At 65.5% G+C, this 25866-nt stretch carries 20 protein-coding genes; 13 read left to right on the plus strand and 7 right to left on the minus strand.

Annotation, left to right across the window (positions count from 1 at the left end; genetic code table 11):
- Positions 1-22 precede the first annotated feature (22 nt).
- The 10 genes from KHO49_RS27990 to KHO49_RS28035 all read left to right on the plus strand — a co-directional run bounded on the left by KHO49_RS27990 (position 23) and on the right by KHO49_RS28035 (position 14549).
- Complete coding sequence (locus tag KHO49_RS27990) at positions 23-739, plus strand: response regulator (protein WP_047304616.1); 717 nt, start codon at positions 23-25, stop codon at positions 737-739.
- A gap of 1 nt (position 740) precedes the next feature.
- Entirely contained in the window at positions 741-1538 is a 798-nt protein-coding gene (locus tag KHO49_RS27995) for a substrate-binding periplasmic protein (RefSeq protein WP_213666251.1), read from the plus strand.
- Positions 1535-3790: an ATP-binding protein gene (locus KHO49_RS28000; RefSeq protein WP_213666252.1), complete on the plus strand. Its 2256-nt coding sequence runs from the start codon at positions 1535-1537 to the stop codon at positions 3788-3790. Before KHO49_RS27995 ends, KHO49_RS28000 begins: the two co-directional genes overlap by 4 nt.
- Before the next feature lie 208 nt (positions 3791-3998).
- Entirely contained in the window at positions 3999-5402 is a 1404-nt protein-coding gene (locus tag KHO49_RS28005) for an amino acid permease (RefSeq protein ID WP_213666253.1), read from the plus strand.
- A gap of 1289 nt (positions 5403-6691) precedes the next feature.
- On the plus strand, positions 6692-7483 hold the full coding sequence (locus tag KHO49_RS28010; protein WP_213666254.1) for an enoyl-CoA hydratase/isomerase family protein: 792 nt from the start codon (positions 6692-6694) through the stop codon (positions 7481-7483).
- Positions 7484-7699: 216 nt separating this feature from the next.
- The gene (locus tag KHO49_RS28015) at positions 7700-8860 is read left to right on the plus strand and encodes an acyl-CoA dehydrogenase family protein (protein WP_110595526.1); all 1161 of its coding nucleotides are present in this window, start codon (positions 7700-7702) and stop codon (positions 8858-8860) included.
- Between the two features lie 21 nt (positions 8861-8881).
- The gene (locus KHO49_RS28020; protein ID WP_213666255.1) at positions 8882-10981 is read left to right on the plus strand and encodes an acetate--CoA ligase family protein; all 2100 of its coding nucleotides are present in this window, start codon (positions 8882-8884) and stop codon (positions 10979-10981) included.
- 10 nt (positions 10982-10991) lie between these two features.
- Positions 10992-12599 carry a 5-guanidino-2-oxopentanoate decarboxylase gene (locus tag KHO49_RS28025; protein ID WP_213666256.1) on the plus strand — a complete coding sequence of 536 codons (1608 nt, stop codon included), beginning with the start codon at positions 10992-10994 and terminating at the stop codon, positions 12597-12599.
- A 27-nt stretch (positions 12600-12626) separates the two neighbouring features.
- Positions 12627-13835 carry a pyridoxal phosphate-dependent aminotransferase gene (locus tag KHO49_RS28030; protein ID WP_213666257.1) on the plus strand — a complete coding sequence of 403 codons (1209 nt, stop codon included), beginning with the start codon at positions 12627-12629 and terminating at the stop codon, positions 13833-13835.
- 9 nt (positions 13836-13844) lie between these two features.
- On the plus strand, positions 13845-14549 hold the full coding sequence (locus tag KHO49_RS28035; protein WP_123391116.1) for an NAD(P)H-dependent oxidoreductase: 705 nt from the start codon (positions 13845-13847) through the stop codon (positions 14547-14549).
- 474 nt (positions 14550-15023) lie between these two features.
- Here KHO49_RS28035 and KHO49_RS28040 read toward each other — a convergent pair whose 3' ends face one another.
- The 7 genes from KHO49_RS28040 to KHO49_RS28070 form a co-directional block, all read right to left on the minus strand.
- Positions 15024-15809: a PA4824 family protein gene (locus KHO49_RS28040; protein WP_213666258.1), complete on the minus strand. Its 786-nt coding sequence runs from the start codon at positions 15807-15809 to the stop codon at positions 15024-15026.
- 74 nt (positions 15810-15883) lie between these two features.
- Positions 15884-16234, minus strand: a complete 351-nt coding sequence (locus KHO49_RS28045; RefSeq protein WP_092314336.1) for a DUF2493 domain-containing protein — start codon at positions 16232-16234, stop codon at positions 15884-15886.
- Entirely contained in the window at positions 16222-17937 is a 1716-nt protein-coding gene (locus KHO49_RS28050; RefSeq protein ID WP_213666259.1) for a Na/Pi cotransporter family protein, read from the minus strand. The genes KHO49_RS28045 and KHO49_RS28050 overlap by 13 nt, the downstream gene beginning before the upstream one ends.
- A gap of 27 nt (positions 17938-17964) precedes the next feature.
- Positions 17965-18165: a hypothetical protein gene (locus tag KHO49_RS28055; RefSeq protein ID WP_110595533.1), complete on the minus strand. Its 201-nt coding sequence runs from the start codon at positions 18163-18165 to the stop codon at positions 17965-17967.
- Between the two features lie 138 nt (positions 18166-18303).
- On the minus strand, positions 18304-21015 hold the full coding sequence (mgtA, locus tag KHO49_RS28060; RefSeq protein ID WP_102879668.1) for a magnesium-translocating P-type ATPase: 2712 nt from the start codon (positions 21013-21015) through the stop codon (positions 18304-18306).
- A 285-nt stretch (positions 21016-21300) separates the two neighbouring features.
- Complete coding sequence (locus KHO49_RS28065) at positions 21301-21591, minus strand: hypothetical protein (protein WP_102864541.1); 291 nt, start codon at positions 21589-21591, stop codon at positions 21301-21303.
- Positions 21592-21994: 403 nt separating this feature from the next.
- The gene (locus KHO49_RS28070) at positions 21995-22345 is read right to left on the minus strand and encodes a hypothetical protein (RefSeq protein WP_025128277.1); all 351 of its coding nucleotides are present in this window, start codon (positions 22343-22345) and stop codon (positions 21995-21997) included.
- 558 nt (positions 22346-22903) lie between these two features.
- On the opposite strand from KHO49_RS28070, the gene ltnD reads away from it, so the two are divergent.
- Genes ltnD through otnC form a run of 3 tightly spaced genes read left to right on the plus strand, consistent with a single transcriptional unit; the run spans position 22904 to position 25747 of the window.
- A complete protein-coding gene (ltnD, locus tag KHO49_RS28075) occupies positions 22904-23809 on the plus strand; it encodes an L-threonate dehydrogenase (protein ID WP_213666260.1) in 906 nt (301 codons plus the stop codon).
- Positions 23810-23819: 10 nt separating this feature from the next.
- Entirely contained in the window at positions 23820-25112 is a 1293-nt protein-coding gene (otnK, locus tag KHO49_RS28080) for a 3-oxo-tetronate kinase (RefSeq protein ID WP_102879666.1), read from the plus strand.
- A complete protein-coding gene (otnC, locus tag KHO49_RS28085; RefSeq protein ID WP_102879665.1) occupies positions 25109-25747 on the plus strand; it encodes a 3-oxo-tetronate 4-phosphate decarboxylase in 639 nt (212 codons plus the stop codon). Before otnK ends, otnC begins: the two co-directional genes overlap by 4 nt.
- Positions 25748-25866: the final 119 nt, after the last annotated feature.

The raw sequence follows: 25866 nt of genomic DNA on the forward strand, positions 1-25866 counted from the left end.
AAAAATAATCAGGAAACAGGCGATGACTCCTCGGGTTTTGATCGTCGACGACGATCCGCTGATTCGCGAACTGCTTCAGGCTTATCTCTCTCAGGAAGGCTACGACGTGCATTGCGCCGCCACCGCGGAGCAGGCGGAGAGCTTTCTTGGCCAGCACACGGTGGACCTGCTGATGCTGGACATCCGCCTGCCGGGCAAGGACGGCCTGACCCTGACCCGGGAACTGCGGGTGCGCTCGGAAGTGGGGATCATCCTGATCACCGGGCGCAACGACGACATCGACCGCATCGTCGGCCTGGAATGCGGCGCCGACGACTACGTGATCAAACCCCTCAATCCTCGCGAGCTGGTGTCCCGGGCCAAGAACCTGGTGCGCCGGGTGCGCCATGCGCGCCAGCCGCAACCCCAGGCGTCGAGCCCGAGCCCGGTCAAGCAGTTCGCCGACTGGGCCCTGGACACCGACCGCCGTCGGCTGATCGATGCCGGGGGCGCTGAAACCCTGCTGACCCATGGCGAGTACCAACTGCTAAGCGTGTTCCTGCGCAACAGCGGTCACACCCTGAGCCGCGACCAGTTGATGGACCAGATCCGCAACCGCGAATGGGTGCCCAGCGACCGTTCCATCGACGTGCTAGTGGGCCGCCTGCGGCGCAAGCTGCACGACGACCCGGCCGAGCCGGAGCTGATCATCACCATCCACGGTGCCGGTTACCTGTTCACCGCCAGCGTGGCCGCCTGAATTGCTGCGCCGCGCAGTGGGCCTGTGCCTGAGCCTGTGCTTGATCCTGCTGGCTGGCCCGACGTTCGCTGAACCCCGGCCCGTGCTGCGTTATTGCGACTACCCGGTGTACCCGCCGATTTCCTGGAGCGACGGCCAGCAAGTGCGCGGGCTGGCGCCGACCCTGGTGCGTCAGGTGCTGGGGGACCTGGGTTATCAGGTGCAGGTGGTGGTGCTGGGCAACTGGAAGCGCTGCCTGCTGGACGCCGCCGCAGGCCGGGTGGATGTGGTGCTGGCCTACAGCACCAGCCAGCGCCAGCAGGAGCTGCTGTTTTCCCAGGTGCCGGTGCTGCGCGAAGAAGTCGCGCTGTTCGTCAACCGCCGCCATCTGCCGCGTTTTACGCACTTGCAGGACTTGCGGGCCTATCGCGGCGGCCTGCTGTTCGGCGAGAGCTACGGCCAGGATTTCGACCGCGAAGTGGTGCAGCACGGCAACATCGAATGGGTCTCCAGCAGTCAGCAGAACTTCGGCAAGCTGATTCGCCAGCGCATCGATTTCATCCCCCATGAACGCCGTACCGGGCAGCTGTTTATCGAGCAGCTGCCCGGTGCCGAGGACATCATCGCCTTGCCCCAGGCGGTGAGCGTCGACTACCTGCGCCTGGCGGTGTCGCGCCACTCGCCCCTGGCGCCGCGCATGGCCGAGATCGACGCGCAGTTGCAGCAGCAGGTGGACAGCGGCGCGGTGCAGCGCTGGCTGGCGCAAAGCCAGGACGACTACCGCGCCATGCTCAAGGCGCAACGGGAGACAGCGCCATGATCCCCCTGCGTTCCGCCGGCCTGTTGCGTCGCCTGCTGCTGTTTATCCTGCTGTTCAGCCTGTGCTTCACCGTGCTCGCCAGCAGCGTGCAGCTGTACTTCGAATACCGCCGGGAAATGCGCGAGATCGACAGCCGCATGGAGCTGATCCGCGCCGGTTACCTGGGCAGCCTGGAACGCAACCTGTGGGACCTCAACCAGGAGCAACTGACCGTGCAGTTGCAGGGGCTGGTGGATTTTTCCGACGTGGCCCGGGTGCACCTGATCAGCAACGATTTCGACTTGCAGCAGGGCAGCGCCGAGCTGATCGGGCCGCTGCGGGTCGAGCGTTTTCCCTTGAGCTATCAACCGCCGTCCGGGCCCTTGCGCCAATTGGGCGAGTTGCAGGTCAGCACCGACCTGGGGGCGGTGTATCGGCGCCTGTACGCCACCGGGCTGGCCAGCCTGTTGTGGATGAGCGTGTTTCTCTGCGGGCTGGCGGTGGCCTTGTCCGGGCTGTTCTACCGTCTGGTGACCCGGCACCTGCAGGTGATGGCCGATTTCGCCCGGCGCGTGGCGGCCGGCGAGCTGCACGAGCCCCTGCACCTGGACAAGCGCCAGCGCCCCGGCGGCGACGAGATCGACACCGTGGCCCGGGCCCTGGACGACATGCGCCGGGCAGTGCTCGACGACGTGCAGCGCCGCGAAGCCGACCGCCTGGCCTTGCAGGACAAGCGCGACGAATTGCAGAAAATGGTCCAGCGCCGCACCGCCAGCCTGATGCACGCCAAGGACGAGGCCGAAGCCGCCAACCTCGCCAAGTCGCGCTTTCTGGCGACCATGAGCCATGAACTGCGCACCCCGTTGAACGGCATCCTCGGCATGGCCGAACTGCTGCGCCAGGCGCCTCTGGATCAGCAGGACCGCCAGCGCTTGCAGGCCTTGCATCAGGCCGGGGAAGGCCTGCTGAGCATCCTCAACGAAGTGCTGTCCTTTGCTCGGTTGGAGGAGGGCGAAAGCCGCCCGGAACTGCGGGACTTCTCCCTGCGTCAGTTGCTGGAAGAAGTCACCACCTTGTTGCAGCCCCGGGCCGAGGCCAACCGCACCCGCCTGGAACTGCATATCGATGAGCAACTGGCGCCGCGTCAGCAGGGCGCCGAGCAGTACCTGCGCCAGGTGCTGAGCAACCTGCTGGCCAACGCCATTCGTTTTACCGAAGACGGCTGGGTGCGGGTCGAGGTGCAGGTGCTCGGCAGCACCGCCGAGGGCCAGCGCCTGCGCTGCTGCGTGCGCGACAACGGCATCGGCATTGCCGCGTCGATGCGCGAGAAGATCTTCGAGCGTTTCGTCCAGGCCAGTGACGAGGTGACCCGGCGCTATGGCGGCACCGGCCTGGGATTGGCCATCTGCAAGCACCTGCTGCAACAACTGGACGGACGCATCGGCGTGGACAGCGAGCTGGGGCAGGGCAGTTGTTTCTGGTTCGAGCTGCTGCTGGGAATTGCTCAAGAGCCCTTGCCGGCGCCCGCGATTCAGCTGCCGACGCAGGCTTTGAAAATCCTGGTGGTGGAAGACGTGGCCCTGAATCGCGAAGTGGCCAGCGGACTGCTTGAGCGTGACGGCCATCAGGTGTGGCTGGCGCAAGACGGTGAAAGCGCCCTGGCCCTGTGTCAGCGGCAAGCCTTCGACCTGTTGCTGCTGGATGTGCACTTGCCGGGCATCAGCGGAGTCGAGCTGTGCCGCGAGATCCGCCAGAGTCCCGGGCCCAATCGGCAGGTACGCATTGTCGCCCTGACCGCCAGCGTCCAGCCGTCCGTGGTGCGCGGTTATCTGCAGGCCGGGATGCAGGGCATTCTTGGCAAGCCGTTGCAACTGGAGAGCCTGCGGCAGGTGCTGGCCGGGCAGGCGCAGTTGCCGCAGGCCGACACAGAGGAGGGCTTGCTCGACCAGGGCTTGCTGGACACCCATCGCAGCCTGTTGGGCGAGCAGAAATTGCACAGCCTGCTTCAAGTCCTGGCCGATGCCCTGGATCAGCAACTGCCCCTGCTGACCGATGCCCTGGCCGCCGAAGACTGCACCGAAGTCCAGCACCTGGCCCATCGCCTGGCGGGCAGCGCCGATTCCCTGGGCTTCTGCGCCCTGGCCCGGGTGCTGCGGGAAGTGGAGGAGGCGGCGCAGCAGACGGATCGCCCGGCGCTGACGGCCCTGGCGGCGCGCCTGCATCCGTCATGGCAACAGTCCCGGGCCTTGCTGCAACAGTTGTTGGCGGCCTGACGTACAAAATCCTTACGACTTTTTACATCTTCGATCCTGGCGTTCAATCCGAACTTACATGGCTTTCCAATAATCGCTTGAGCCGCGCCCGCCGCGGTCTTCGAAGCTTATTGGAGATAATAATAATGAACTGCCTGCAAGCTGCTTCCGCCTTCCGCCACACCCCTTCGCTCCGCGCCCCGCGCCTTACCGACTGCTGAGGTGCGCCATGACAACCACCACTGAACGTAAAGGCGTCCACCTGACCCGGTCCTTGAAGAGCCGGCACATTTTCATGCTGTCCCTGGGCGGCGTGATCGGCACCGGGCTGTTCATGGGCTCCGGGGTCACCATCAACCAGGGCGGCCCCTGGGGGGCGATCCTCTCTTATTTGGTGGCCGGGTTCCTGATGTACCTGGTGATGGTCTGCCTCGGCGAGCTGTCGGTGCAGATGCCGGTGTCCGGCTCGTTCCAGGCCCACGCCACCAAGTACATCGGCCCGGCCACCGGCTTCATGATCGGCTGGGTCTACTGGATGAGCTGGGCCACCACCGTGGGCCTGGAGTTCACCGCCGCCGGCATGCTGATGCAGCGCTGGTTCCCCGACGTGCCGATCTGGTACTGGTCGGCGCTGTTCGTGGCCTTGCTGTTCGGCATCAACGCCCTGGCCACCCGCGCCTTTGGCGAGGCCGAATACTGGTTTGCCGGGATCAAGGTGCTGGCGATCCTGAGCTTTATCGTGGTGGGCGCGCTGGTGATCTTCGGCGTCATCGACCTGCCCAGCGGCGCCCCGGCGCCGATGTTCGACAACCTCAAGGGCGACTCCCTGCTCCCCAACGGCCTGCCGGCGGTGTTCGCGGTGATGATGACCGTGGTCTACGCCTTCCAGGGCTGCGAGATCATGGGCGTGGCCGCCGGCGAAACCGACCAGCCGGAAAAAAGCATTCCGCGGGCCGTGCGCAACGTGGTGTTCCGGGTGCTGATCTTCTACGTCCTGGCGGTGATGGTGCTGGCGGCGATCATTCCCTGGCAGCAAGCCGGGCTGGTGGAAAGCCCCTTCGTCCAGGTGTTCGACATGGTGGGCATTCCCTACGCTGCCGACCTGATGAACTTCGTGATCCTCACGGCGATTCTTTCGGTGGGCAACTCCGGGCTCTACGCTTCCACGCGCATCCTCTGGGCCATGTCCAAATCCGGCATGGCGCCCAAGGCCCTGTCGCCCCTGAGCAAACAGGGCGTGCCCCTGCGTGCCTTGTTCATCACTCTGTGCTTTGCCCTGATCTCGCTGATGACCAGCTTTATCGCCGCTGACACCCTGTTCATGGTGCTGATGGCCGTGAGCGGCATGGCCGGCACCGTGACTTGGATCGTCATCGCCCTGGCCCAGTACCGCTTCCGTCGCCAGTTCCTGCGCGAAGGGGGGCAACTGGAGCAGCTCAAGTACCGCGCGCCGTGGTTTCCTCTGGTGCCGTTGCTGTGCATCGTGCTGTGCAGCTCGTTGTTTGTGTTTCTGGCTATGGATGAAACCCAGCGGCCGTCGTTGTATTGGGGTTCGGGTTTTATTGCTCTGTGCTATGGCGCCTATTACCTGATGCAGCGCAAGCGTCAATTGCAACCTGTAGCGGCGGTTTAGGAGCCGGCTTGTCGGCGAAGGGGCCCGGGGGGCGTGCAGCGTCTGGGTGGGCGCCTTCGCTGGTCTTTGCGGCTTGAGGGGCGGGGTACATATCTGTTGCTGCGGTCACGGCTGCTTAGGGTTTTGCTCTTATAGCGGTGGGCGGGGTACATATCCGTTGCTGCGGTAACGGCCACTTAGGGTTTCGCCCTTACGGCGAGTCCCTTTTTTTCAAACGCCAAAAAAAGGAACCAAAAAACGCTTGCCCCTCCATGGGCCCCTCGCTGGGGCTCGGGGTTCCCTCTCTCCGGCATTGCTCCGGGGGCCCGCCGCCAACCGGCCATCCATGGCCGGGTGGCGGCTAGCTCGGCATCCATGCCGAGCTGCCCCCTACGCAACGCCTACGCTCGGCCGGCTGGGAAGGGGCCGGAAGATCAAGATCAAGATCAAAATCAAGATCAAAAGCCAAAGCCAAAGCCAAGGTGCGCAGGCCGGCTCTTTGTAGCCGCTGCCGAAGGCTGCGAAAGAGGGCGACGCGATATGTCAGGAAAATTGGGGGGGCAGGTTTAGCGTCTCCTGCGGAGCCGTTCGCAGCCTGCGGCAGCGGCTACAGGTAACGCGAACGGCAATGAAACAGGCCGGCCGGCAGGCCGCCGTCAGATTTTGATCTTGCTCTGGCTTTTGATCTTGATCTGAGCGCCCCGTTAACCACGATGGCCGAACGCAGGCATTGAGCCGTGGGTAACCCGGCAGGGATGCCGGGTTAGCCGCCACCCGGCCATGGATGGCCGGTGGCGGCGGCCCACGGATCAATGCCGGAGTGAGGGCATGCCGAGCCTAAGCGAGGCACCGAGTGGAGGGGCAGAAGCGTTTTGCTTACTTTTGCGCTTTTCAAAAGTGAGCCGCTGTAAGAGCGGAACCGCCAGCGGCCGCACCCGCAGGAATGGATATGTACCCAACCCCCGCTGTAAAAGCGGAACCATAAGCCGCCGCACCCGCAGCAACGGATATGCCCACCAATCAGACCGCCCCCTCATGTTTTACGACCGCCGCGCGCCCGAGCGGGAGCAAGCGCCCTGGCCACAAAAAACTCCCCCACCCGCACTTTTGTCGAGGCTTGTTCGAAGTTGTAACAACCCCCACGCAACAACTCCCAATGCCCAGATTTTTACCCAATAAAAACAAAGGGATATCTCAAAAAGTCGACCAAAACTCCCCCCAATCCCCCCAATTGCCGCCTTGTTGAACACTCGTTTAGTATCACCCTCAAGCCACCCCCTCACGCCAACCACAATAATTCGAGGACGCCCATGACCCTTTCATCGTCGCTGCTCAGCCGGATCGAAGCCGGCGTAGCCTGGATCACCCTCAACCGCCCGGCGCAACGCAACGCCCTGGACATCCCGACCCTCAAAGCGCTGCACAGCCTGCTGGACACCTGCAACAGCGACCCCAGCGTCCGAGCCGTGGTACTCACTGGTAGCGGCCGCAGTTTTTGCGCCGGTGCCGACCTGGCGGAGTGGGCCGAAGCCGAAGCCCGGGGCGCTCTGGAAAGCTACGGCTGGACCGAAACCGCCCACGCCTTGATGACCCGGCTGCAGAGCCTGGACAAACCCACCATCGCCGCCATCAACGGCACCGCCGTGGGCGCGGGCATGGACCTGAGCCTGTGCTGCGACCTGCGGGTGGCGGCGCAGTCGGCGCGGTTCAAGGCCGGCTACACCAGCATGGCTTACTCGCCGGATGCCGGCGCCAGCTGGCACCTGCCGCGCTTGATTGGCAGCGAACAGGCCAAGCGCCTGCTGTTTCTCGACGAATTGTGGAGCGCCGAACGGGCCCTGGCCGCCGGCTTGGTGGGCGAGGTGTGCGCCGACGATCAGTTGATCGCCAGCGTCAGTGAGCTGGCCGCGCGCTTGGCAGCGGGCCCGACCTTCGCCTTTGCCCAGACCAAGAAGCTGATCCGCCAGGGTGCCGAGCGCAGTTTGCCGCAGCAGTTGGCGGCCGAGCTGGCCGCCGGCCTGCTGTGCGGGCGCAGCGCCGACGGCGCCGAAGCCCTGCGCGCCGCCACGGAAAAACGCCCCCCACGTTTCCAAGGGTTGTAGGAGCGGTCGGGCAGCGCTCGGTTTGCCGGCGAAAGAGCCCCTGGGCCATGCGCCCATTTTGTAGGAGCCGGCTTGCCGGCGAAGGCGCCCGCAAGAACAGCGCCTTATTCAAGGGCCTCTTCGCCAGCAAGCTGGCTCCTACGGGAAGGTTTTTTCGGCAGGCCGTCCTGCCCGATCACTGTTTTTTTGCACCGTCACTCACTCACAGGTAGCGCCATGAATTTCCAACTCAGCCAAGAACAAGAAATGCTGGTGGACGCGGTTCGCAGTTTTGTCAGCAAGGAGTTGCTGCCCCACGAGGACGCGGTGGACCGCGCCGATGAGGTCAGTGCCGACCTCGCCGGGGAGATCCGCAGCAAGGCCATCGCCGCTGGTTTCTATGCCTTCAACATGCCCGAGGAAGTCGGCGGCGGCGGTCTGGACTACCTGTCCCAGGCGCTGATCGAGCGTGAACTGGCCAAGTGTTCCTGGGCCCTGCATGTGTTCGTGGCCCGGCCTTCGAAAATCCTCATGGCCTGCACCGGCTCGCAGATCGGCGACTACCTGCTGCCCTGCGTGCAAGGGCGCAAGGTCGACTGCTTCGCCCTGACCGAGCCCGGCGCCGGTTCCGACGCCAATGCGATCAAGACCCGCGCCGTGCGCGACGGCGGCGATTTTGTGCTCAACGGCAGCAAGCATTTCATCAGCCACGCCGGGCATGCGGATTTTGCCATTGTCTTTGCGGTCACCGGTACCTATGAGCACAACGGCCGCCAGCGCAACGCGGTGACTTCGTTCCTGGTGGATCGCGACACCCCGGGCCTGACCATCCGCCGTGGCCCCAAGTGCGTGAGCAACCGTGGCTACCACACCTTCGAGATGTTCTTCGACGACTGCCGGGTGCCGGCCAACAAGGTGCTGGGGGAGGTGGGCAAAGGCTGGGAAGTGGCTAACGCCTGGCTCACCGCCGGGCGGGTGATGGTCGCGGCCAACTGCGTCGGGCAGGCCCAGCGCGCCTTGGATGCCTCCCTGCAATGGGCGGCGGATCGCAAGCAGTTCGGCCAGGCCATCGGCAGCTACCAGGGGGTGTCGTTCAAGCTGGCGGACATGGCCACGCAGATCCGCGCCGCCGAGCTGTTGACCCTGCACACCGCCTGGAAGATGGACCAGGGCAGCATGACCGACGGCGAGGCCGGCATGGCCAAGCTGTTCGCCAGTGAAGTGTTGGGCCGGGTGGCCGACGAGGCGGTGCAGATCTACGGCGGCATGGGCCTGATGGACGAAGGGCCGGTGGAACGCATCTGGCGCAATGCGCGGATCGAGCGCATCTGGGAAGGCACGTCGGAGATCCAGCGCCACATCATTTCCCGTGAACTGCTGCGGCCGCTGATGCGCTGAACGCCCTGGAGAATTGCCGTCATGTCCCAGACCTTGCGTGACAATCTCAAACGCCTGCTGGCGCCCCGGCATCTGGCTTTCGTCGGTGGGCGCAGCATGGCCCGGGCCCTCAAGCGCTGCGCCGAAGGCGGTTTTGCCGGGCCCATGTGGCTGGTCAACCCGCAGCATGCCGAGCTCGATGGCGTGCCCTGCGTGGCCAGCATCGAACAGCTGCCCTGCGGCCCGGATGCGGTGTTCGTCGCCACCAACCGCGAGCTGACCCTGACCTGCGTCGCGGCGCTGGCGGCCAAGGGCGCGGGCGGGGCGATCTGCTACGCCTCGGGCTTTGCCGAAACCGGTGCCCAGGGCCAGGCCCTGCAACAGCAACTGCTGCAGGCGGCCGGTGACATGGCGCTGCTGGGCCCCAACTGCTACGGCCTGCTGGACTACCTGCACAGCGCCGCGCTGTGGCCGGTGGCCCATGGCGGTCAACCCGTGGAACGCGGTGTGGCGGTGCTGACCCAGAGCGGCAACTTTGCCTACAACCTGTCCATGAGCGATCGCTCGCTGCCGGTGGCCTACATGGCGTCGGTGGGCAATCAGGCGCAGTTGGGCATTGCCGAGCTGATGGACGTGCTGCTGGACGAACCCCGGGTCACGGCCATCGGCCTGCACCTGGAAGGGCTGAAGAATGTGCCGGGTTTTGCTCGGGCGGCGCATAAAGCCCTGGAGAAGGGCATTCCGATCATTGCCCTGAAGACCGGGGTGTCGCAGATCGGCGCCGAACTGGCCTTGAGTCACACCAGTTCGCTGTCGGGTTCCGATGCCTTGTACGACGCGTTGTTCCAGCGCCTGGGGGTGATCCGGGTCAGCGGCCCGGTGAGTTTTGTCGAGACCTTGAAGGCCGCCTCTTGTGGGCAGTTGCCGGCCGGCCCGCACCTGATGGCCCTGGCCTGTTCGGGGGGCGATGCCGGGCTGATCGCCGACTACGCCGAGCGCAACGGCCTGATGCTGCCCAAGCTGGATGCCGGGCAATGTGCAGAGCTGGCCGAGGTGCTGCCGGGCTACGCCAATCTGGTCAACCCGCTGGATTTCACCACGGCGATCTGGGGCGACGCCCAGGCCCTGCAAACCATGCTCGATAGCGCCCTGCGGACCGAGGCCGACAGCGCCATGCTGGTGCTGGATTACCCGGCCGAGTTCACCGGCGAGCGCAAGGAATGCGACCTGCTGCTGGAGCTGTTTTGCGCGGCGCTGGAACGCCACGGCAAGCGCGGTTTTGTCACTTCGGCCTTTCCCGAACTGCTGCCGGCCAGCGCCCGGGAGCGTTTGCATGCGCATGGCATTCCCGCCTTGCAAGGGGTGGAGGATGGCCTTGCAGCTTGGGGCCGGATCGTCGCCTATCAACAGCGACGCTCGGCGTTGCTGGCCCTGGGTGAATCAGCCCTGGTGCCGCTGTGCCCGCAGGCCCTGCACGGCGTCAGCGTGCTGCTGGACGAGTGGCAGTCCAAACAGGCCTTGCGCGGCTTCGGCCTGAGCATTCCGGACGGTGTGTTGAGCACCCCCGAGCAGGCCCTGAGCGCGGCCGCTGCGGTCGGTTATCCGCTGGTGCTCAAGGCGGTCAGCGCGCAGTTGCCGCACAAGACCGAGGCCGGGGCGGTGGCCCTGAATCTCAAGGACCCTGAAGCCCTGAGCGCAGCCCTGCGCTTGATGCGCACGCGGATCGCCGAGCATGCCCCCAGCGTGGCTTTTGAGCGGGTGCTGCTGGAACCCATGGCCGCGCCGCCCCTGGCGGAGTTGATTGTCGGCATCAAGCGTGAGAACGACTTCGCCCTGGCCCTGGTGATCGGTGCCGGCGGGGTGCTGGTGGAACTGCTCAAGGACAGTCGCAGCCTGCTGCTGCCCACCACCGAAGGGGCGATCCGCCAGGCCCTGCTCAGCCTGCGCAGCGCCGCCTTGCTGCAAGGTTTTCGCGGGCGCCCGACGGCTGATCTTGACGCCCTGGTGGCGGCCATCGGCGCGGTGGCGGACTACGCCTGCGAGCACGCCGGGCAACTGCTGGAACTGGATGTGAACCCATTGTTGGTCGGTGCCCAAGGCACCGTCGCGGTCGATGCGTTGATTCGCCTTGGCCAGGCTTGAGGAGAGAGACATGCACGATCAGACCTTGACCGGTGGCCAGGCCCTGGTACGCCTGCTGGCCGGCTACGGCGTCGACACGGTGTTTGGCATTCCCGGGGTGCACACCCTGGAGCTGTATCGCGGGCTGCCCGGCAGCGGCATCCGCCATGTGCTGACTCGGCATGAGCAGGGCGCGGGCTTCATGGCCGACGGTTACGCCCGGGTCAGTGGCAAGCCCGGGGTGTGCTTCGTCATCAGCGGCCCGGGGGTGACCAACGTCGCCACGCCGATTGGCCAGGCTTATGCCGACTCGATCCCGCTGCTGGTGATTTCCAGCGTCAACCACAGCGCCAGCCTGGGCAAGGGCTGGGGCTCGCTGCATGAAACCCAGGATCAGCGGGCGATGACCGTGCCTATCACCGCGTTCTCGGCCTTGGCCCTGAGCCCGGAAGACTTGCCCGAGCTGATCGCCCGGGCCTTTGCCGTGTTCGACAGCGAGCGCCCGCGCCCGGTGCACATCAGCGTGCCCCTGGATGTGCTGGCGGCCAAGGTCGCCCGGGACTGGACTGGCGAAGTGCGGCGGCGCCCGGCTCGCGGCCCGGCTGCGGCGGCGGATATCCAGCAGGCGGCAGACACACTGCGCAACGCCAAGCGGCCGATGATCATTGCCGGTGGCGGCGCGCTGCACGCCGCCGAGCAACTGCGGGCCCTGAGCACTCGGTTGGGCGCGGTGTTTTTCAGCAGCGTCGCCGGCAAGGGCCTGCTGCCGGACGAGGCGCCACTGAACGCCGGGGCGACCCTGTGTGTTGAGCCCGGCTGGCAGTTGATCAGTCAGGCCGACGTGGTGCTGGCGGTGGGCACCGAGATGGCCGACACCGACTATTGGCGCGAGCGCCTGCCGCTGAACGGCGAGCTGCTGCGCCTGGATGTCGACCCGCGCAAGTTCAATGACTTCTACCCGTGTTTGGTGGCCTTGCACGGCGATGCCCGCGCCACCCTGGACGCCTTGCTCCAGGCCTTGCCACCCACACCGGCCGAAGCGGGGGCGGCGATTCACGCGGTGGCCGATCTGCGTCAGGCGGTGCAGAACGGGCAGGGGCCTTTGCAACAGATTCACCGCTCGATCCTGCAACGGATTGCCGCTGAGTTGCCGGAGCACGGCTTTATCGCCAGCGACATGACCCAACTGGCCTACAGCGGCAACTACCTGTACCCGAGCCGGGCCACCCGCAGCTGGTTGCATCCCACCGGCTACGGCACCCTCGGCTACGGCTTGCCGGCGGGCATCGGCGCCAAGCTCGGTGCCCCCGAGCGCCCGGGGCTGGTGCTGGTGGGCGACGGCGGGTTTCTCTACACGGTGCAGGAACTGGCCACGGCGGTGGAGGAGCTGGACAGCCCGCTGGTGGTGCTGCTGTGGAACAACGACGCACTGGGGCAGATCCGCGATGACATGCTGGATCTGAACATCGAGCCCATTGGCGTGCTGCCGCGCAATCCGGATTTTGCCGCCCTGGCCCGGGCCTTTGGTTGCAGCGTCAGCCAGCCCGCCAGCCTCGATGAGTTGCAGCAGGAACTGCGCAGCGGCTTTGCCCGCAATGGCGTGACCCTGATCGAACTCAAGCACGCCTGCGCGCGTTGACCATCCCTTTTTGCCTGGAGCCTGAGCATGCGCTTTTCACAACTGACCCAACGTATTGCCGGAGACGGCGCCGCCGCCTGGGACATTCATTACCGGGCCCTGGCCAAACGCGAACGTGGCGAGGAAGTCTGGTTGCTGTCGGTGGGCGACCCGGATTTCGACACTCCGCAACCCATCGTCCAGGCGGCCATCGACAGCCTGCAGGCCGGCCACACCCATTACGCCGATGTGCGCGGCAAGCGCGCCTTGCGCGAGGCCATTGCCCGGCGCCATCAGCAGCGCAGCGGGCAAGTGGTGGATGCCGAGCAAGTGGTGGTGCTGGCCGGTGCCCAGTGCGCCCTGTACAGCGTGGCCCAGTGCCTGCTGGACCCGGGGGACGAGGTGATAGTGGCCGAGCCGATGTACGTCACCTATGAAGCGGTGTTCGGTGCCTGCAATGCCCAGGTGGTGCCGCTGCCGGTGCGGGCCGAGGACGGCTTTCGGGTGCAGCCCGAGGCGGTGGCTGCGCGCATCACCGGCAAGACCCGGGCCCTGGTGCTCAACAGCCCGCACAACCCCACGGGCGCCAGTATTCCCCGGGCCACCTGGGAAGCCCTGGCGGCGCTGTGCATCGAACATGACCTGTGGCTGATCTGCGACGAGGTCTACAGCGAGCTGCTGTACGACGGCGAACACGTCAGCCCGGCCAGCTTGCCGGGCATGGCCGAGCACACCGCGACCCTCAACAGCCTGTCCAAGTCCCACGCCATGACCGGCTGGCGCCTGGGCTGGGTGGTGGCGCCGACGGCCCTGGCCGCGCACCTGGAAAACCTCGCCCTGTGCATGCTTTATGGCTCGCCGGAATTCATCCAGGACGCCGCCGTGGCGGCCCTGGAGCAGCCCTTGCCGCAGTTGCGGGACATGGCCGAGGCCTATCGCCAGCGGCGGGATCTGGTCTGCGACTGCCTGGCCGATTGCCCCGGCGCCCGGCCGTTGAAGCCTGATGGCGGCATGTTCGTCATGGTCGACATCCGCGCCACCGGGCTCAGCGCCCAGGCCTTCAGCCAGCGCCTGTTGGACGAGCAGGGCGTCTCGGTGCTGGCCGGCGAAGCCTTCGGCCCCAGCGCCGCTGGGCATATCCGCCTGGGGCTGGTGCTGCAAGCGGATGACCTGCGCGAAGCCTGTCGGCGCATCGCCCTGTGCGCTGAGCACTGCCTGAGCCGCCGCGAAGCTTGCGCCACTTTGCCCACTGTTTGAGGAGTCTTCATGAAGGTACTGATCGTTCACGCCCACCCCGAGCCGCAATCCTTTACCGCCGCCTTGCGCGACCAGGCCCGCAGCACCTTGGAGGCCCAGGGGCATCAGGTGCAGGTCAGTGACCTGTACGCCATGAACTGGAACCCGGTGGCCAGCGCCGCCGACTTTGGCGCCCGGGATAATCCGGATTATCTGGTGTACGCCCTGGAGCAACGTCTGGGGGTGAAGAACGCCAGCATCGCCGCGGATATCCAGGGCGAGCTGGACAAGCTGCTGTGGGCTGACCTGTTGATCCTCAACTTCCCGGTGTTCTGGTTCTCGGTGCCGGCCATGCTCAAGGGCTGGATCGACCGGGTGCTGGTGTCGGGGGTGTGTTATGGCGGCAAGCGCTTCTATGACCAGGGTGGGCTGGCGGGCAAGAAGGCCCTGGTGACCCTGACCCTGGGCGGGCGCGAGCACATGTTTGGCGAGGGTGCGATCCATGGACCGCTCGAAGAGATGTTGCGCCCGTTGCTGCGGGGCACTTTGGCCTATGTGGGCTGTGACGTACTGGAACCGTTCGTGGCCTGGCATGTGCCTTACATCAGCCAGGAGGCCCGAGAAGAGTTTCTGCACAGCTACCAGCAGCGCTTGCAACACCTGGCGGACGAGCAACCGTTGGTTTTTCCACGTCTGGACCAATTCGACGAAGCTCTGCATCCACTGCCCCTGTAGCCGCTGCCGCAGGCTGCGAACGGCCCGCGAGGGCCGCGGCGTTCTTGAGATCGCTGCGAGTTTGGCGGGCGATCGTCAAGCAAGGTCCTGCGGACCTTTGCGCAGCTTCGCCGTGGCTCAGCAGCGGCTACAGGGCCAGTGCCGATCCGAGAGTTGTGTAGCCGCTGCCGCAGGCTGCGAACGGCTCCGCAGGAAACGCGGGGATCTTGAGGCCGCCCAAGATCGGCAGGCGATCGTCAAGCAAGGTCCTGCGGACCTTTGCGCAGCTTCGCCGTGGCTCAGCAGCGGCTACAGGGCCAGTGCCGAACGGGGTTGTGTAGCCGCTGCCGCAGGCTGCGAACGGCTCCGCAGGAGACGCGGGGATCTTAAGGCCGCCCAAGATCGGCAGGCGATCGTCAGGCAAGGCCCTTTGGACCTTTGCGCAGCTTCGCAGGCTCAGCAGCGGCTACAGGGGGCGGCGATTCTATGGGGCGCTCAGAAGCGCAGGGTTGCTCCGGTGGTCAGCCAGCGGTCGCGGTCTTCGGTCAGGTGCTGGCCAACGATCAGGTCCAGGTCCAGGTGCTGCCCCACGTGCAGGCGCGGGCCGGCCTGCCAGCCCTGTTCGCCGCCGCGCTGGCCGTAGCGCTCGGCAATCAGGGTCAGGCTCGGCATGAGGTCGTATTCCACACCGGTGCCCCAGGTCCAGCGGTGGTTCTGTTCTCCTTCGTCGTAGGCATGGGTCCAGCCGGCATTGAGGTTCAGGCGCAGGCGGTCGCTGGCGCTGAAGGTCAGGGGCAGGGTGAGGTCGCCGCCGTCGAAGCTGTGGTGGCGGTTCAGGGCCCAGTGGGCGGAGCCGGCCAGGGCCAGTTGCAGGCCCAGGTCTTCGCGGTTCAGCAGTTGGACCTTGATCTGCGGGCTGAGCTGGGTTTCGCCGTGATCGTCGGCCTGCTGGCGCTGCACGGCGGCCCCCAGTTGCACCCAGGGCAGTTGGCTGAAGGTGCAGGCCGGGGCAATCACGCTGTTGTGGCTGGAGCCTTGATGCCGGGTGCTCTGGTACCAGACATCGACATTGCATTCCCCGGGGGCGTTGATGGCGCCGTCATCCACTACATAGGCGCCGCCGGCGGCCTGGGCCTTGGAGCACAGGGCCAGGGTGGCGGTGGCACCGGCAGTGAGGGCGAGGAACAGCAGGTTGCGTTTGAGCATGCGGCTTTTTGCGGCAGGCAGGGTGTGGCCCCAGGAGGCGGAACGCGAGGAGCGATGTGGACGGTGCTTGGACATGGCGGATCTCGTTCTGTTGGGGCGCCGGACCGTTTAGTTGGAGAGCCGGCGCGGGTGGGTGCTGCGTGGGGTGTTTACTGGTCGTCGACCGATAGGGTCTGGATGCCGCGGACCCGGGCCTGGGCCAGCAGCTCTTCGGTGTCTTCCCCGCCGGGCAGGGCGAGGACGATGTCCGGGCGGCTGTCGGCCAGCATGAAGCTGTTGCGCAGGCGCTCGGCGTGTTTGCCGTGCAGTTGCCAGTTGGGCGGGTAGCGGACGATGTGGGCCCCGGTTTCCCGGGCCCAGTCCTCGATGTGGGCGCCGAGGAACTGGCTGCCGCCGTGGATCACCACCCGCACTTCGTGCAGGCGCTGGAAGGCTTCCAGGACCCGGCGACACAGGCGGCTGTCGGCGTAGTAGCGGCCGGCGCAGATCAGGACGCGCATGGGCTGTCCTCCTTGGCTCCGGTCACGGGGTGCTCGGCGCCGGGCGCGTCGGCCAGGGGCTCGCTGAGGTAGCCGTGCTCGATGTCGCGCTCACCGGCGCGCTCCAGGGCCGGGTAGGCCAGGGCGGCGATGTGGTGGTGGACTCGGCGGTAGTCGCGCAGCAGGCGCTGGAAGATGTCCCCGGATTCGGCCCAGGCACTCTGGTCTTCGCGCAGTTGGCGAAAGTGCTCGCGGCCGGCGGCGGCTTCCAGGCGCCGCACGTTTTCCTTGCGCGCCAGCAACTGGTGGGCGGTGGGCAGGTCTTCGCGCAGGAACACGGTGATGGCCAGGCTCAGGCTGTCCAGCAACTCCTGGTGCAGCGGGTACAGGGTGCCCAACTCGAAAGCGGAAAAGGCCTCGCCACGGCGCAGACGCCTTACTGCCAGTTGCGCCAGGCTGGTGGAAAGAATGTCGCCGGCGTGTTCCAGGTTGATCACCAGCAGCAGGATTTCCTGGGAGCGGTCGGCGTCCTGGTCGCTGATGCCTTCCTTGCCGATGTCCGCCAGGTAGGCGCGGATCGCCGCGCTGAGCAGGTCCAGGGACTGGTCGATGTGCCGCACCTGCTCGGCATGGGTGATGCTTGAGGTGCGAAACAGCTGCAGCACCCGGTCGAGCATGCTCGAAAGCATGTCGGCCATGCGCAGGGCTTCGCGGGCGGCGTTGGCTAGGCCGATATTGGCCACTTCCAGGCCGGCCTGGTCCAGGTACAGCGGCATGCCCGGATCGGTGACCGGGGCGGGAGCCGGCAGCAGCCGGGTCAGCAGCTTGCCCAGGGGCTCGGTGAAGCCAATGAACAGCAGGCCGAGGATCAGGCTGAAGGCGCTGTGCAGGTAGACCACCAGCAACTCCGGTGGCAGGGCTTGCACTGCGTCCAGGTGGGCCAGGGTGGTGATCCAGGGCAGCACCAGGACCACGCCCACCAGGCGCACCAGCAGGTTGCCCAGGGGCAGGCGCCGGGCCACGTTGCCGCTGGCGCCGAGCAGGGACGGTAGGGTGCCGCCCAGGTTGACCCCCAGCACCAGGGCCATGCTGGTGGCTGGCGACAGCAGGCCGGTGCTGGCCAGGGAGGCGATCAGTAGCACCACCGCGACGCTGGAGTGGCACATCCAGGTCAGCAGCATGGCCACCAGCAGCGCCAGCAACAGGTCGCCGTCGAGGCTGGTCATCACCAGCTGGAACACCGGGGTGCTTTCCACCGCGCCCAGGGTGGCGCCGAGCATGCCCAGGGCCAGCAGCATCAGGCCCAGGCCGATCAGCGCGCAGCCGATGCTTTCAAAGCGCGAGTCGTCCCGCAGGCGGAAGGTCAGGAAACCCGCCAGCAGCAGCACCGGGGCCAGCAGCGAGAGGTCGAGGCTGAGCAGCTGGACCACCAGGGTCGAGCCGATATTGGCCCCCAGCATCACCGCCAGCGCGGGGGCCAGGCCCAGGGTGCCGGCAGCGGTAAAGGAGCTGGCCATCAGGCTCACTGCGGTGCTGCTTTGCAGCACGCCAGTAATGCCGACGCCGCACAGCAGCGCCAGCCAGCGGTTGTTCAGGTGTTGCCCGAGCCAGTGCCGCAGTGGGCTGCCGAAGCCGCGCAGGAGTGATCCGCAGATCATCTGCGAACCCCACAGCAGCAGGGCGATGGCGCCGGCCAGGTTGATCAGAAGAGTGGTGCCCGACATGAGTGTGCTCCCGGGTCGGTGACAGGTTCAGGCCATCGCCACGCGCAGCGAGGCGCGGGTGAGGGCGGCGCTGAAACCCAGCAGAAAACGAATTTCAACGGCGCTCAGCAGGCCGCGGACATACAGCCGGATGCTCACGCGGGTGAGCAGGCGGGCGCAGGTGCACAGGCTGCAGACCAGCAGGGCCTGGAGGCCGCGTTGCAATATGGAAAAAGGCTTGAGATACATGGCGATGCTCCTTTCGGGCGTACAGCGTCGCCGTCGGCAGGGCGCTGGCCGCGCCGACGGTGGCATCGTTGGTTAGGTGTATCGGGCGCGGCCGGCCGGGGGCGGCCGCGCCGGGCTCACGCCCTTAGAACCAGGCCCTTAGAACCACTGCTTGAAGCGGCGGATGTACAGGGTCTTCATGGTCTGGGCGACCACGCAGTAGGCGAGCAGGGTGCCCACCAGCCAAGGGAAGTATTCCCACGGCAGCGGCACCAGGCCGACCATGCTGCCCAGAGGCGAGAAGGGCACGTAGATCCCCAGCGCCATCACCAGTCCCGTGGCCAGCATCACCGGCAGGGCCGCGGTGCTCTGGATGAACGGGATCTTGCGGGTACGCAGCATGTGCACCACCAGGGTCTGCGAGAGCAGGCCTTCGATGAACCAGCCGGACTGGAACAGGGCGGCCATTTCCACGCTGTTGGCGGCGAACACGTACCACATCAGAGCGAAGGTGGTGATGTCGAAGATCGACGAGGTCGGCCCGATCCACAGCATGAAGCGCCCGATGTTGTTGGCGTCCCACTTGCGCGGCTTGGCCAGGTATTCCTTGTCCATCTTGTCCCACGGCAGCGCCAGCTGGGAGAAGTCGTACATCAGGTTCTGCAGCAGCAGGTGGATCGCCAGCATCGGCAGGAAGGGGATGAAGGCACTGGCCACCAGCACCGAGAACACGTTGCCGAAGTTGGAGCTGGCGGTCATGTTCAGGTACTTCATGATGTTGCCGAAGGTCTCGCGACCCTTGATCACCCCTTCTTCCAGCACCATCAGGCTCTTTTCCAGGAGGATGATGTCCGCCGATTCCTTGGCGATGTCGGTGCCGCTGTCTACCGAGATGCCGACGTCGGCATCGCGCAGGGCCGGGGCGTCGTTGATGCCGTCGCCGAGGAAGCCCACGGTGTGGCCGTTGGCTTGCAGGGCCTTGAGCACCCGGGATTTCTGCAGGGGGGTGAGCTTGGCAAACACCGTGCGCTCTTCCACCAGGCGCCCGAGCACCTGGTCATCCATGTGCTCGATGTCGCGACCCAGCAGCGGTTCGCCCGCTTCCAGGCCCACTTCGCGGCAGATCTTCGCGGTGACGATGGGGTTGTCGCCGGTCAGCACCTTGACCGTCACGCCGTTGTCACGCAGGGCGGCGATGGCCGGGCCGGCGGTTTCCTTGGGCGGATCGAGGAAGGTCAGGAAGCCTTCGATCACCAGCTCGCGCTCATCGCTGGCGCTGTACTGGCTGCGGGTCTGGCCCTTGGGCAGGTCCCGAGTGCCCACCAGCAGCACGCGGAAGCCGTCGCGGTTGTAGTCCTCGGCCAGTTGCAGCAGGGCGGCGCGGCGCTCGGCGTCGAGGCTCACGGCCAGTCCGTCCTGGCGTACCCGGGTGGCGGTTTCCAGCATTTCTTCCACCGCGCCCTTGCACACCAACAGGTGATCGCCACGGGCGTCGGCAAGGATCACCGACAGGCGCCGACGGACGAAGTCGAAGGGCAGCTCATCGACCTTGCGCCAGGCGGCCGGCGGGGTGAAGTGCGGGTTGCCCTCGGCGAAGCTGACCACGGCGCGGTCCATCAGGTTCTTCATGCCGCTCTGGTGGTGGCTGTTGAGCCAGGCCAGTTGCAGCACCGCGTCGCAGCGGCTGCCGCTGATGTCGACGTGGTGTTCGAGGATGATCCGGTCCTGGGTCAGGGTGCCGGTCTTGTCGGTGCACAGCACGTCCATGGCGCCGAAGTTCTGGATCGCGTTGAGGCGCTTGACCACCACCTTGCGCTTGGCCATGGCCGCAGCGCCCTTGGCCAGGTTGGCGCTGACGATCATCGGCAGCATTTCCGGGGTCAGGCCGACGGCCACCGCCAGGGCGAACATGAAGGCTTCGGCCCAGTCGCCCTTGGTGAAACCATTGATCAGCAGCACCACTGGCACCATCACCAGCATGAAGCGGATCAGCAGCCAGCTGACGCTGTTGACCCCACGGTCGAAGGCGGTCTGGGTACGCGAGCCGACGATGGAGCGGGCCAGGGAGCCGAAGTAGGTGCGCCCGCCGGTGGCCACCACCACGGCGGTGGCGGTGCCGCTTACCACGTTGGTGCCCATGAAGCAGATGTTGGGCAGGTCCAGCAGGTCTTGCTGGTCGGCGGCCAGGGCCTGGGCGGATTTTTCCTGCACGGCCCCCAGGGTGTCGTATTTCTCCACCGGCAGGGCTTCGCCGGTGAGCACCGCCTGGCTGATGAACAGGTCACGGGATTCGATCAGGCGGATGTCCGCCGGGATCATGTCGCCGGCCGACAGCTGGATGATGTCGCCCACCACCAGTTCGCGCATCGGTACTTCGCGAACCCGGGCCTGCATGCCCATCTGCTCGCGGCGCAGTACTGCGGCGGTGGTGCGGACCATGGCCTTGAGGGCTTCGGCGGCCTTGGCCGAGCGGTGTTCCTGCCAGAAGCGCATCAGGCCGCTGGCCAGCACCATCACCAGGACGATGATCACGCCGGTCAGATCAGTTTCTTCGCCGGCTTGCAGCGGCAGCCAGAAGTCGGTGAAGAAACTGATACCGGTCAGGGTCATCAGCACATAGATGAAGGGGTTGTTGAAGGCTTGCAGCAATTGCACCAGGGCGTGAGGCGGACGGTCGTGGGCGACCTCGTTGTGGCCGTCCCGTTGCAGGCGGCCTTCGGCGTCCAGTTCAGTCAGGCCAGCGGTGCTGGAGTTGACGTTGGCCAGGGTCACGGCCAGGCCGTTCTGGGCTTCGCGGGCGGCACGCATCGACAGTTTGTTGCTGTCGCGGGTGGCGCTGGTGTTGCGGGAAGTTGTGGTTTTTACAGTCATTGCGTGTGCTCCTGCCGCCTGACTACGGCACGACACAGCGACCACTCAACTAATTAAAGACGAGCGAAAGTATGTCAAGCCGCAGGTTAGCGATCGATACGGATCTTGGCGTTTTTCAGGTTTTAACGTTCGCTGCCCAAACAATGAAGTTGAATGGACAGCGAACCTACTACTGGCCTCTTCCATAACTTTCTCCAGCAAGTTTTATTAACAAGAAGGCAATAAGGCGCCGTCAAACTTCCAAGTAAGAAGTTTGTGTGAAAACAACGGAAAGTGACCGTTGATTTATGGGTAAGTGCGCGCCCCGAGGTACAGGCCGAAGATCAGTCCGGCCTGCTGCAAGAGCAGGGCCGCGCCCCGACTCTGCGGGTCCTGGCTGTCGTCCAGGCTCCAGCGTTGTTGCAGCTGGCCGGTCATCGGGCAGACGCGCCAATTGGCCCGCAGGGCGGTGGCGGCGCAAGGTGAGGATGAGGAGAACGGCGAGCGTGCCAGAGCCTTGGGCTCACGGCACAGCTTGACCCGCATGGTGGCGGCAAAGGCGCGTACGCCGGGCATTACAGAAGATGTGAAGTGCATAACTTGTGCCTCGTGACCGGACTGGTTCCGGGGAGGCAAGTTACGTTGGAGCGTCAAGCCCTAGCGCAGCTCACCCGACCGCGGAGTCGAGTCCCGTCATTTTTCAGGGGTGCCTGGCGCTGCGCAGCGGCAGTGACCAGACAGCGTCTAGATACTGTGTCCATTGGCTTCTTTAGTGAGTTGAAAAAAGGCCGGATTTCCCGGCCCGCGCAATTTACTCAGGAGGGTCCATCGAGTCAAGGTTAAATTGCCTTGAATCGTTGTTCGATGATGAAGTTTCAGGTGAGGTTCAGCTTGAGGGATGAGTTCAGGCGTCGAGAGTGGGAAACATATAAGGGATACAAATAAAAAGTGCCCATGACCGATGGGGCGTCATGGGCACTGAATATAACTTCGCGGATTATCAGTTCAGCAAGTGCCGGGAGATATCCTTGTAAGTGTTGCTGTCGGTGGCGGCCATCAGTTGCCGTCCATCCTTTAAGGTGCCGATGAAGGTCACCTCGTTTTCAGTCCCCGCCATCAGGTAACCGGCAATGGCGCCTACCGGCCCCAGCAGCATGGCGCCAGCGATGCCATAGCCAAACGCGTCCTTGTTGGCGATGGGACTTTCAGTAGCGATTTCCAGGCTCTTGAAGGCCGATGCCTTGATCTCGACACCGGCGCTGTTGAGCACTGTCTTGAGCCTGAAGGTGCCGTGGCGGTACTCGCCGGCGCCCTGCAGAAAATCGCCCGATAAAACTTCAATATTTGCCATGTTGAATCATCCTTATCCAAGCATAACGAGACGGACCATTGAGCCCCTGGTCAGTGGGGGCGTCAACGGGGTTGCGATGAAGGGTGCTACCGCCAGTCCGCCTTCACCTGTCCTGAGCCTCGGTCAGGATCTCGCGCTCAATGCTGATCCAGATCAGGGCTGTGAAAGGTTGTAGCAGGGGATGGCGACTGGACCTCTATGTTCCGACCAGTGGCGGGCGCGGGCCGGAGGCAACGGGCAGGAAAAAGCGATGTTAAAAAATGTTAGATTGAAAAATATCTTCACATAATCCGCTCATTGGTGGATGATCATTCACAGCCAACGCTCAACCTGATAACAACAGCAACAGGATGGCCATGATGATCGCTTCGCTCCTGCCTCTCTCGGCACCGGTTCACGGTGCCATGCACCTTCCGGGCTTGCCGTCTGGCGCTGCGCCTGTTGCCGCTCTCTGTGTTGCATTTGCCGGACCTGCAATCCGGATTTCCCTGTCCTGCCCGGTTCTTGCCCGGCGCCTGTCCGGCGCGGCACAGTCCTGGTCTATTTCTGGAGTCCCCCATGAATAACAACAATGTCGGCGTCATCGGTCTTGGCGCCATGGGCCTGGGCATCGCCCGTTCGCTGTTGCGCAGCGGTTTCAAGGTGCACGCCTGCGATGTGCGTGCCGCGGTCACCGAGCAGTTCGCCGCTGAAGGCGGCGTGGCTTGCGCCTCGGCCGCGCAGTTGGCAGAGCAGTGCGAGGTAATCATCACCGTGGTGGTCAACGCCGAGCAGACCGAGAGCGTGCTGTTTGGCGAGGGCGGGGCGGTCGCGGCCCTGCGCCCCGGCAGCCTGGTGATCGGTTGCGCCACTGTGGCCCCGACCTACGCCGTGGACCTGGGCCAGCGCCTTGAGGCCCAGGGCTTGCTCTATCTGGATGCACCGATCTCCGGGGGCGCGGCCAAGGCTGCCGCCGGCGAGATGACCATGATGACTTCCGGCCCGGCCAGCGCTTACGCCAAGGCCGAGGCGATCCTTGCGGGCATGGCTGGCAAGGTCTACCGCCTGGGGGATGCCCACGGGCTGGGCTCCAAGGTCAAGATCATCAATCAGTTGCTGGCCGGGGTGCACATTGCCGCCTCCGCCGAAGCCATGGCCCTGGGCCTGCGCGAAGGGGTGGACGCCGATGCCCTGTACGAGGTGATCACCCACAGCGCCGGCAATTCCTGGATGTTCGAGAACCGCGTGCCGCATATCCTCAAGGCCGACTACACGCCCTCGTCCGCGGTGGACATCTTCGTCAAGGACCTGGGCCTGGTGCTGGATACCGCCCGCGCCAGCAAATTCCCGCTGCCGCTGTCGGCCACCGCGCACCAGATGTTCATGCAGGCTTCCAGCGCCGGTTTCGGTCGCGAGGACGACTCGGCGGTGATCAAGATCTTCCCGGGCATCGAGCTGCCCGTGGCCAAGCCTGATGCCGTTTGAGGAGCCTGTGATGACGACTTCCACTCCACGCCCGTTGCTGGGTTGCATCGCCGATGACTTCACCGGCGCCACCGACCTGGCCAACATGCTGGTGCGCGGCGGCATGCGCACGGTGCAGAGCATTGGCATTCCCAGCGCCGAAGTGGCCGCCGGCCTGGACGCCGACGCCGTGGTGATCGCGCTGAAGTCCCGCACCACCCCGGTGGGCGAGGCCGTGGCCGAATCCCTGGCGGCGCTGCAATGGCTGCGCGAGCAAGGCTGCGAACAGATCTTCTTCAAGTACTGCTCGACCTTCGACTCCACCGCGGCGGGCAACATCGGTCAGGTCAGCGAGGCGTTGCTCAAGGCGCTGGGTGGCGACTTCACCCTGGCCTGCCCGGCGTTTCCCGAGAATGGCCGGACGATTTTCCGCGGCCATCTGTTTGTCCAGGACCAGTTGCTCAACGAATCGGGCATGCAGCATCACCCGCTGACGCCGATGACCGACGCCAACCTGGTGCGGGTGCTGCAGGCGCAGACCGCACTGCCGGTGGGCCTGCTGCGCTACGACAGCGTGGCCCAGGGCGTGGACGCGGTGCGGGCGAAGATCGCCGAACTGCGGCAAAAGGGCGTCGCCATGGCGATTGCCGATGCGCTGTCCGATGCCGACCTCTATACCCTCGGCGCCGCCTGCGCCGACCTGCCGCTGTTGACCGGCGGTTCCGGGTTGGCCCTGGGCCTGCCGGAGAATTTCCGCCGCGCCGGCAAGTTGCGTGATCTCGACGCCGCGAATCTGCCGTCGGTGGCCGGTGGCGAAGTGGTGCTGGCCGGCAGCGCCTCGGCAGCCACCAATGCCCAGGTGGACGCCTGGCTTGAGGCCGAGCGTCCAGCCCTACGCATCGATCCCCTGGCCCTGGCAGCGGGCGAATCGGTGGTGGCCCAGGCCCTGGCCTTTGTCCAGGCGCAGCAGGACACGGTGCTGATCTACGCCACCAGCACTCCCGAGCAGGTCAAGGCGGTGCAGCGGCAATTGGGCGTCGAGCGTGCCGGGGCCCTGGTGGAGAACGCCCTGGGCGAGATCGCCCGTGGCCTGCGGGATAACGGCGTGCGGCGCTTTGTGGTGGCCGGCGGCGAAACCTCCGGAGCGGTGGTCAAGGCCCTAGGCGTGCGCCTGCTGCAGATCGGTGCGCAGATCGATCCCGGGGTGCCGGCCACGGTCAGCAGTGGCGGTGAACCCCTGGCCCTGGCCCTGAAGTCCGGCAACTTCGGCGGTCGCGACTTTTTCAGCAAGGCCCTGCGCCAACTGGCCGGAGGTCAGCCATGAGCCGCGAAAACGCCCTGCGCGAAGAAATCTGCGACGTCGGCCACAGCCTCTATCAACGCGGCTACACCGTGGGCAGCGCCGGCAATATCAGCGCGCGGCTCGACGATGGCTGGCTGATCACCCCTACCGATGTCTGCCTCGGGCGCCTCGATCCGGCAGCCATCGCCAAGGTCAACCTGGCGGGGGAGTGGGTCAGCGGCGACAAGCCGTCCAAGACCCTGGCCCTGCATCGCCAGGTGTATGACCGCAATCCGGGTGTGGGCGGGGTGGTGCACACCCATTCCACTCATCTGGTGGCACTGACCCTGGCCGGGGTCTGGCGCGACGACGACATCCTGCCGCCGCTGACCCCGTACCAGGTGATGAAGGTCGGGCACATTCCACTGATCGGCTACCAGCGTCCGGGTTCGCCCAAGGTCGCCGAGCAGGTGGCGCAACTGGCCAACCGGGTGCGCGGGGTGATGCTCGAACGCCTGGGCCCGGTGGTCTGGGAAAGCAGCGTGTCCAAGGCCAGCTATGCCCTGGAAGAACTGGAGGAAACCGCGCGCCTGTGGCTCATGAGCCAGCCGCGACCTGAGCCCCTGGATCAACACGCCCTGGACGAACTGCGGGACGCTTTCGGCACCGCCTGGTAATCACTGACAACGCTTCACGGCAAGCGCCCCCGGGAGCGCCATCGGGCTCTCGTGGGGAGCGGCTTGCCGGTAAAAAACAATAACAACAGGACTTCCCGAGATGAATGACTGCATTGGCT

The sequence above is a fragment of the Pseudomonas sp. RC4D1 genome, assembly GCF_018390395.1.
GTDB classification, from domain to species: Bacteria; Pseudomonadota; Gammaproteobacteria; order Pseudomonadales; family Pseudomonadaceae; genus Aquipseudomonas; species Aquipseudomonas danubii.

What these genes read in the sequence shown, in the direction of transcription:
- KHO49_RS27990 (WP_047304616.1), top strand. Translation starts at nt 23, where the DNA reads ATGACTCCTCGGGTTTTGATCGTCGACGACGATCCGCTGATTCGCGAA.
- KHO49_RS28000 (WP_213666252.1), top strand. Translation starts at nt 1,535, where the DNA reads ATGATCCCCCTGCGTTCCGCCGGCCTGTTGCGTCGCCTGCTGCTGTTT.
- KHO49_RS28005 (WP_213666253.1), top strand. Translation starts at nt 3,999, where the DNA reads ATGACAACCACCACTGAACGTAAAGGCGTCCACCTGACCCGGTCCTTG.
- KHO49_RS28010 (WP_213666254.1), top strand. Translation starts at nt 6,692, where the DNA reads ATGACCCTTTCATCGTCGCTGCTCAGCCGGATCGAAGCCGGCGTAGCC.
- KHO49_RS28015 (WP_110595526.1), top strand. Translation starts at nt 7,700, where the DNA reads ATGAATTTCCAACTCAGCCAAGAACAAGAAATGCTGGTGGACGCGGTT.
- KHO49_RS28020 (WP_213666255.1), top strand. Translation starts at nt 8,882, where the DNA reads ATGTCCCAGACCTTGCGTGACAATCTCAAACGCCTGCTGGCGCCCCGG.
- KHO49_RS28025 (WP_213666256.1), top strand. Translation starts at nt 10,992, where the DNA reads ATGCACGATCAGACCTTGACCGGTGGCCAGGCCCTGGTACGCCTGCTG.
- KHO49_RS28030 (WP_213666257.1), top strand. Translation starts at nt 12,627, where the DNA reads ATGCGCTTTTCACAACTGACCCAACGTATTGCCGGAGACGGCGCCGCC.
- KHO49_RS28035 (WP_123391116.1), top strand. Translation starts at nt 13,845, where the DNA reads ATGAAGGTACTGATCGTTCACGCCCACCCCGAGCCGCAATCCTTTACC.
- KHO49_RS28040 (WP_213666258.1), bottom strand. Translation starts at nt 15,809, where the DNA reads ATGTCCAAGCACCGTCCACATCGCTCCTCGCGTTCCGCCTCCTGGGGC.
- KHO49_RS28045 (WP_092314336.1), bottom strand. Translation starts at nt 16,234, where the DNA reads ATGCGCGTCCTGATCTGCGCCGGCCGCTACTACGCCGACAGCCGCCTG.
- KHO49_RS28050 (WP_213666259.1), bottom strand. Translation starts at nt 17,937, where the DNA reads ATGTCGGGCACCACTCTTCTGATCAACCTGGCCGGCGCCATCGCCCTG.
- KHO49_RS28055 (WP_110595533.1), bottom strand. Translation starts at nt 18,165, where the DNA reads ATGTATCTCAAGCCTTTTTCCATATTGCAACGCGGCCTCCAGGCCCTG.
- mgtA (WP_102879668.1), bottom strand. Translation starts at nt 21,015, where the DNA reads ATGACTGTAAAAACCACAACTTCCCGCAACACCAGCGCCACCCGCGAC.
- KHO49_RS28065 (WP_102864541.1), bottom strand. Translation starts at nt 21,591, where the DNA reads ATGCACTTCACATCTTCTGTAATGCCCGGCGTACGCGCCTTTGCCGCC.
- KHO49_RS28070 (WP_025128277.1), bottom strand. Translation starts at nt 22,345, where the DNA reads ATGGCAAATATTGAAGTTTTATCGGGCGATTTTCTGCAGGGCGCCGGC.
- ltnD (WP_213666260.1), top strand. Translation starts at nt 22,904, where the DNA reads ATGAATAACAACAATGTCGGCGTCATCGGTCTTGGCGCCATGGGCCTG.
- otnK (WP_102879666.1), top strand. Translation starts at nt 23,820, where the DNA reads ATGACGACTTCCACTCCACGCCCGTTGCTGGGTTGCATCGCCGATGAC.
- otnC (WP_102879665.1), top strand. Translation starts at nt 25,109, where the DNA reads ATGAGCCGCGAAAACGCCCTGCGCGAAGAAATCTGCGACGTCGGCCAC.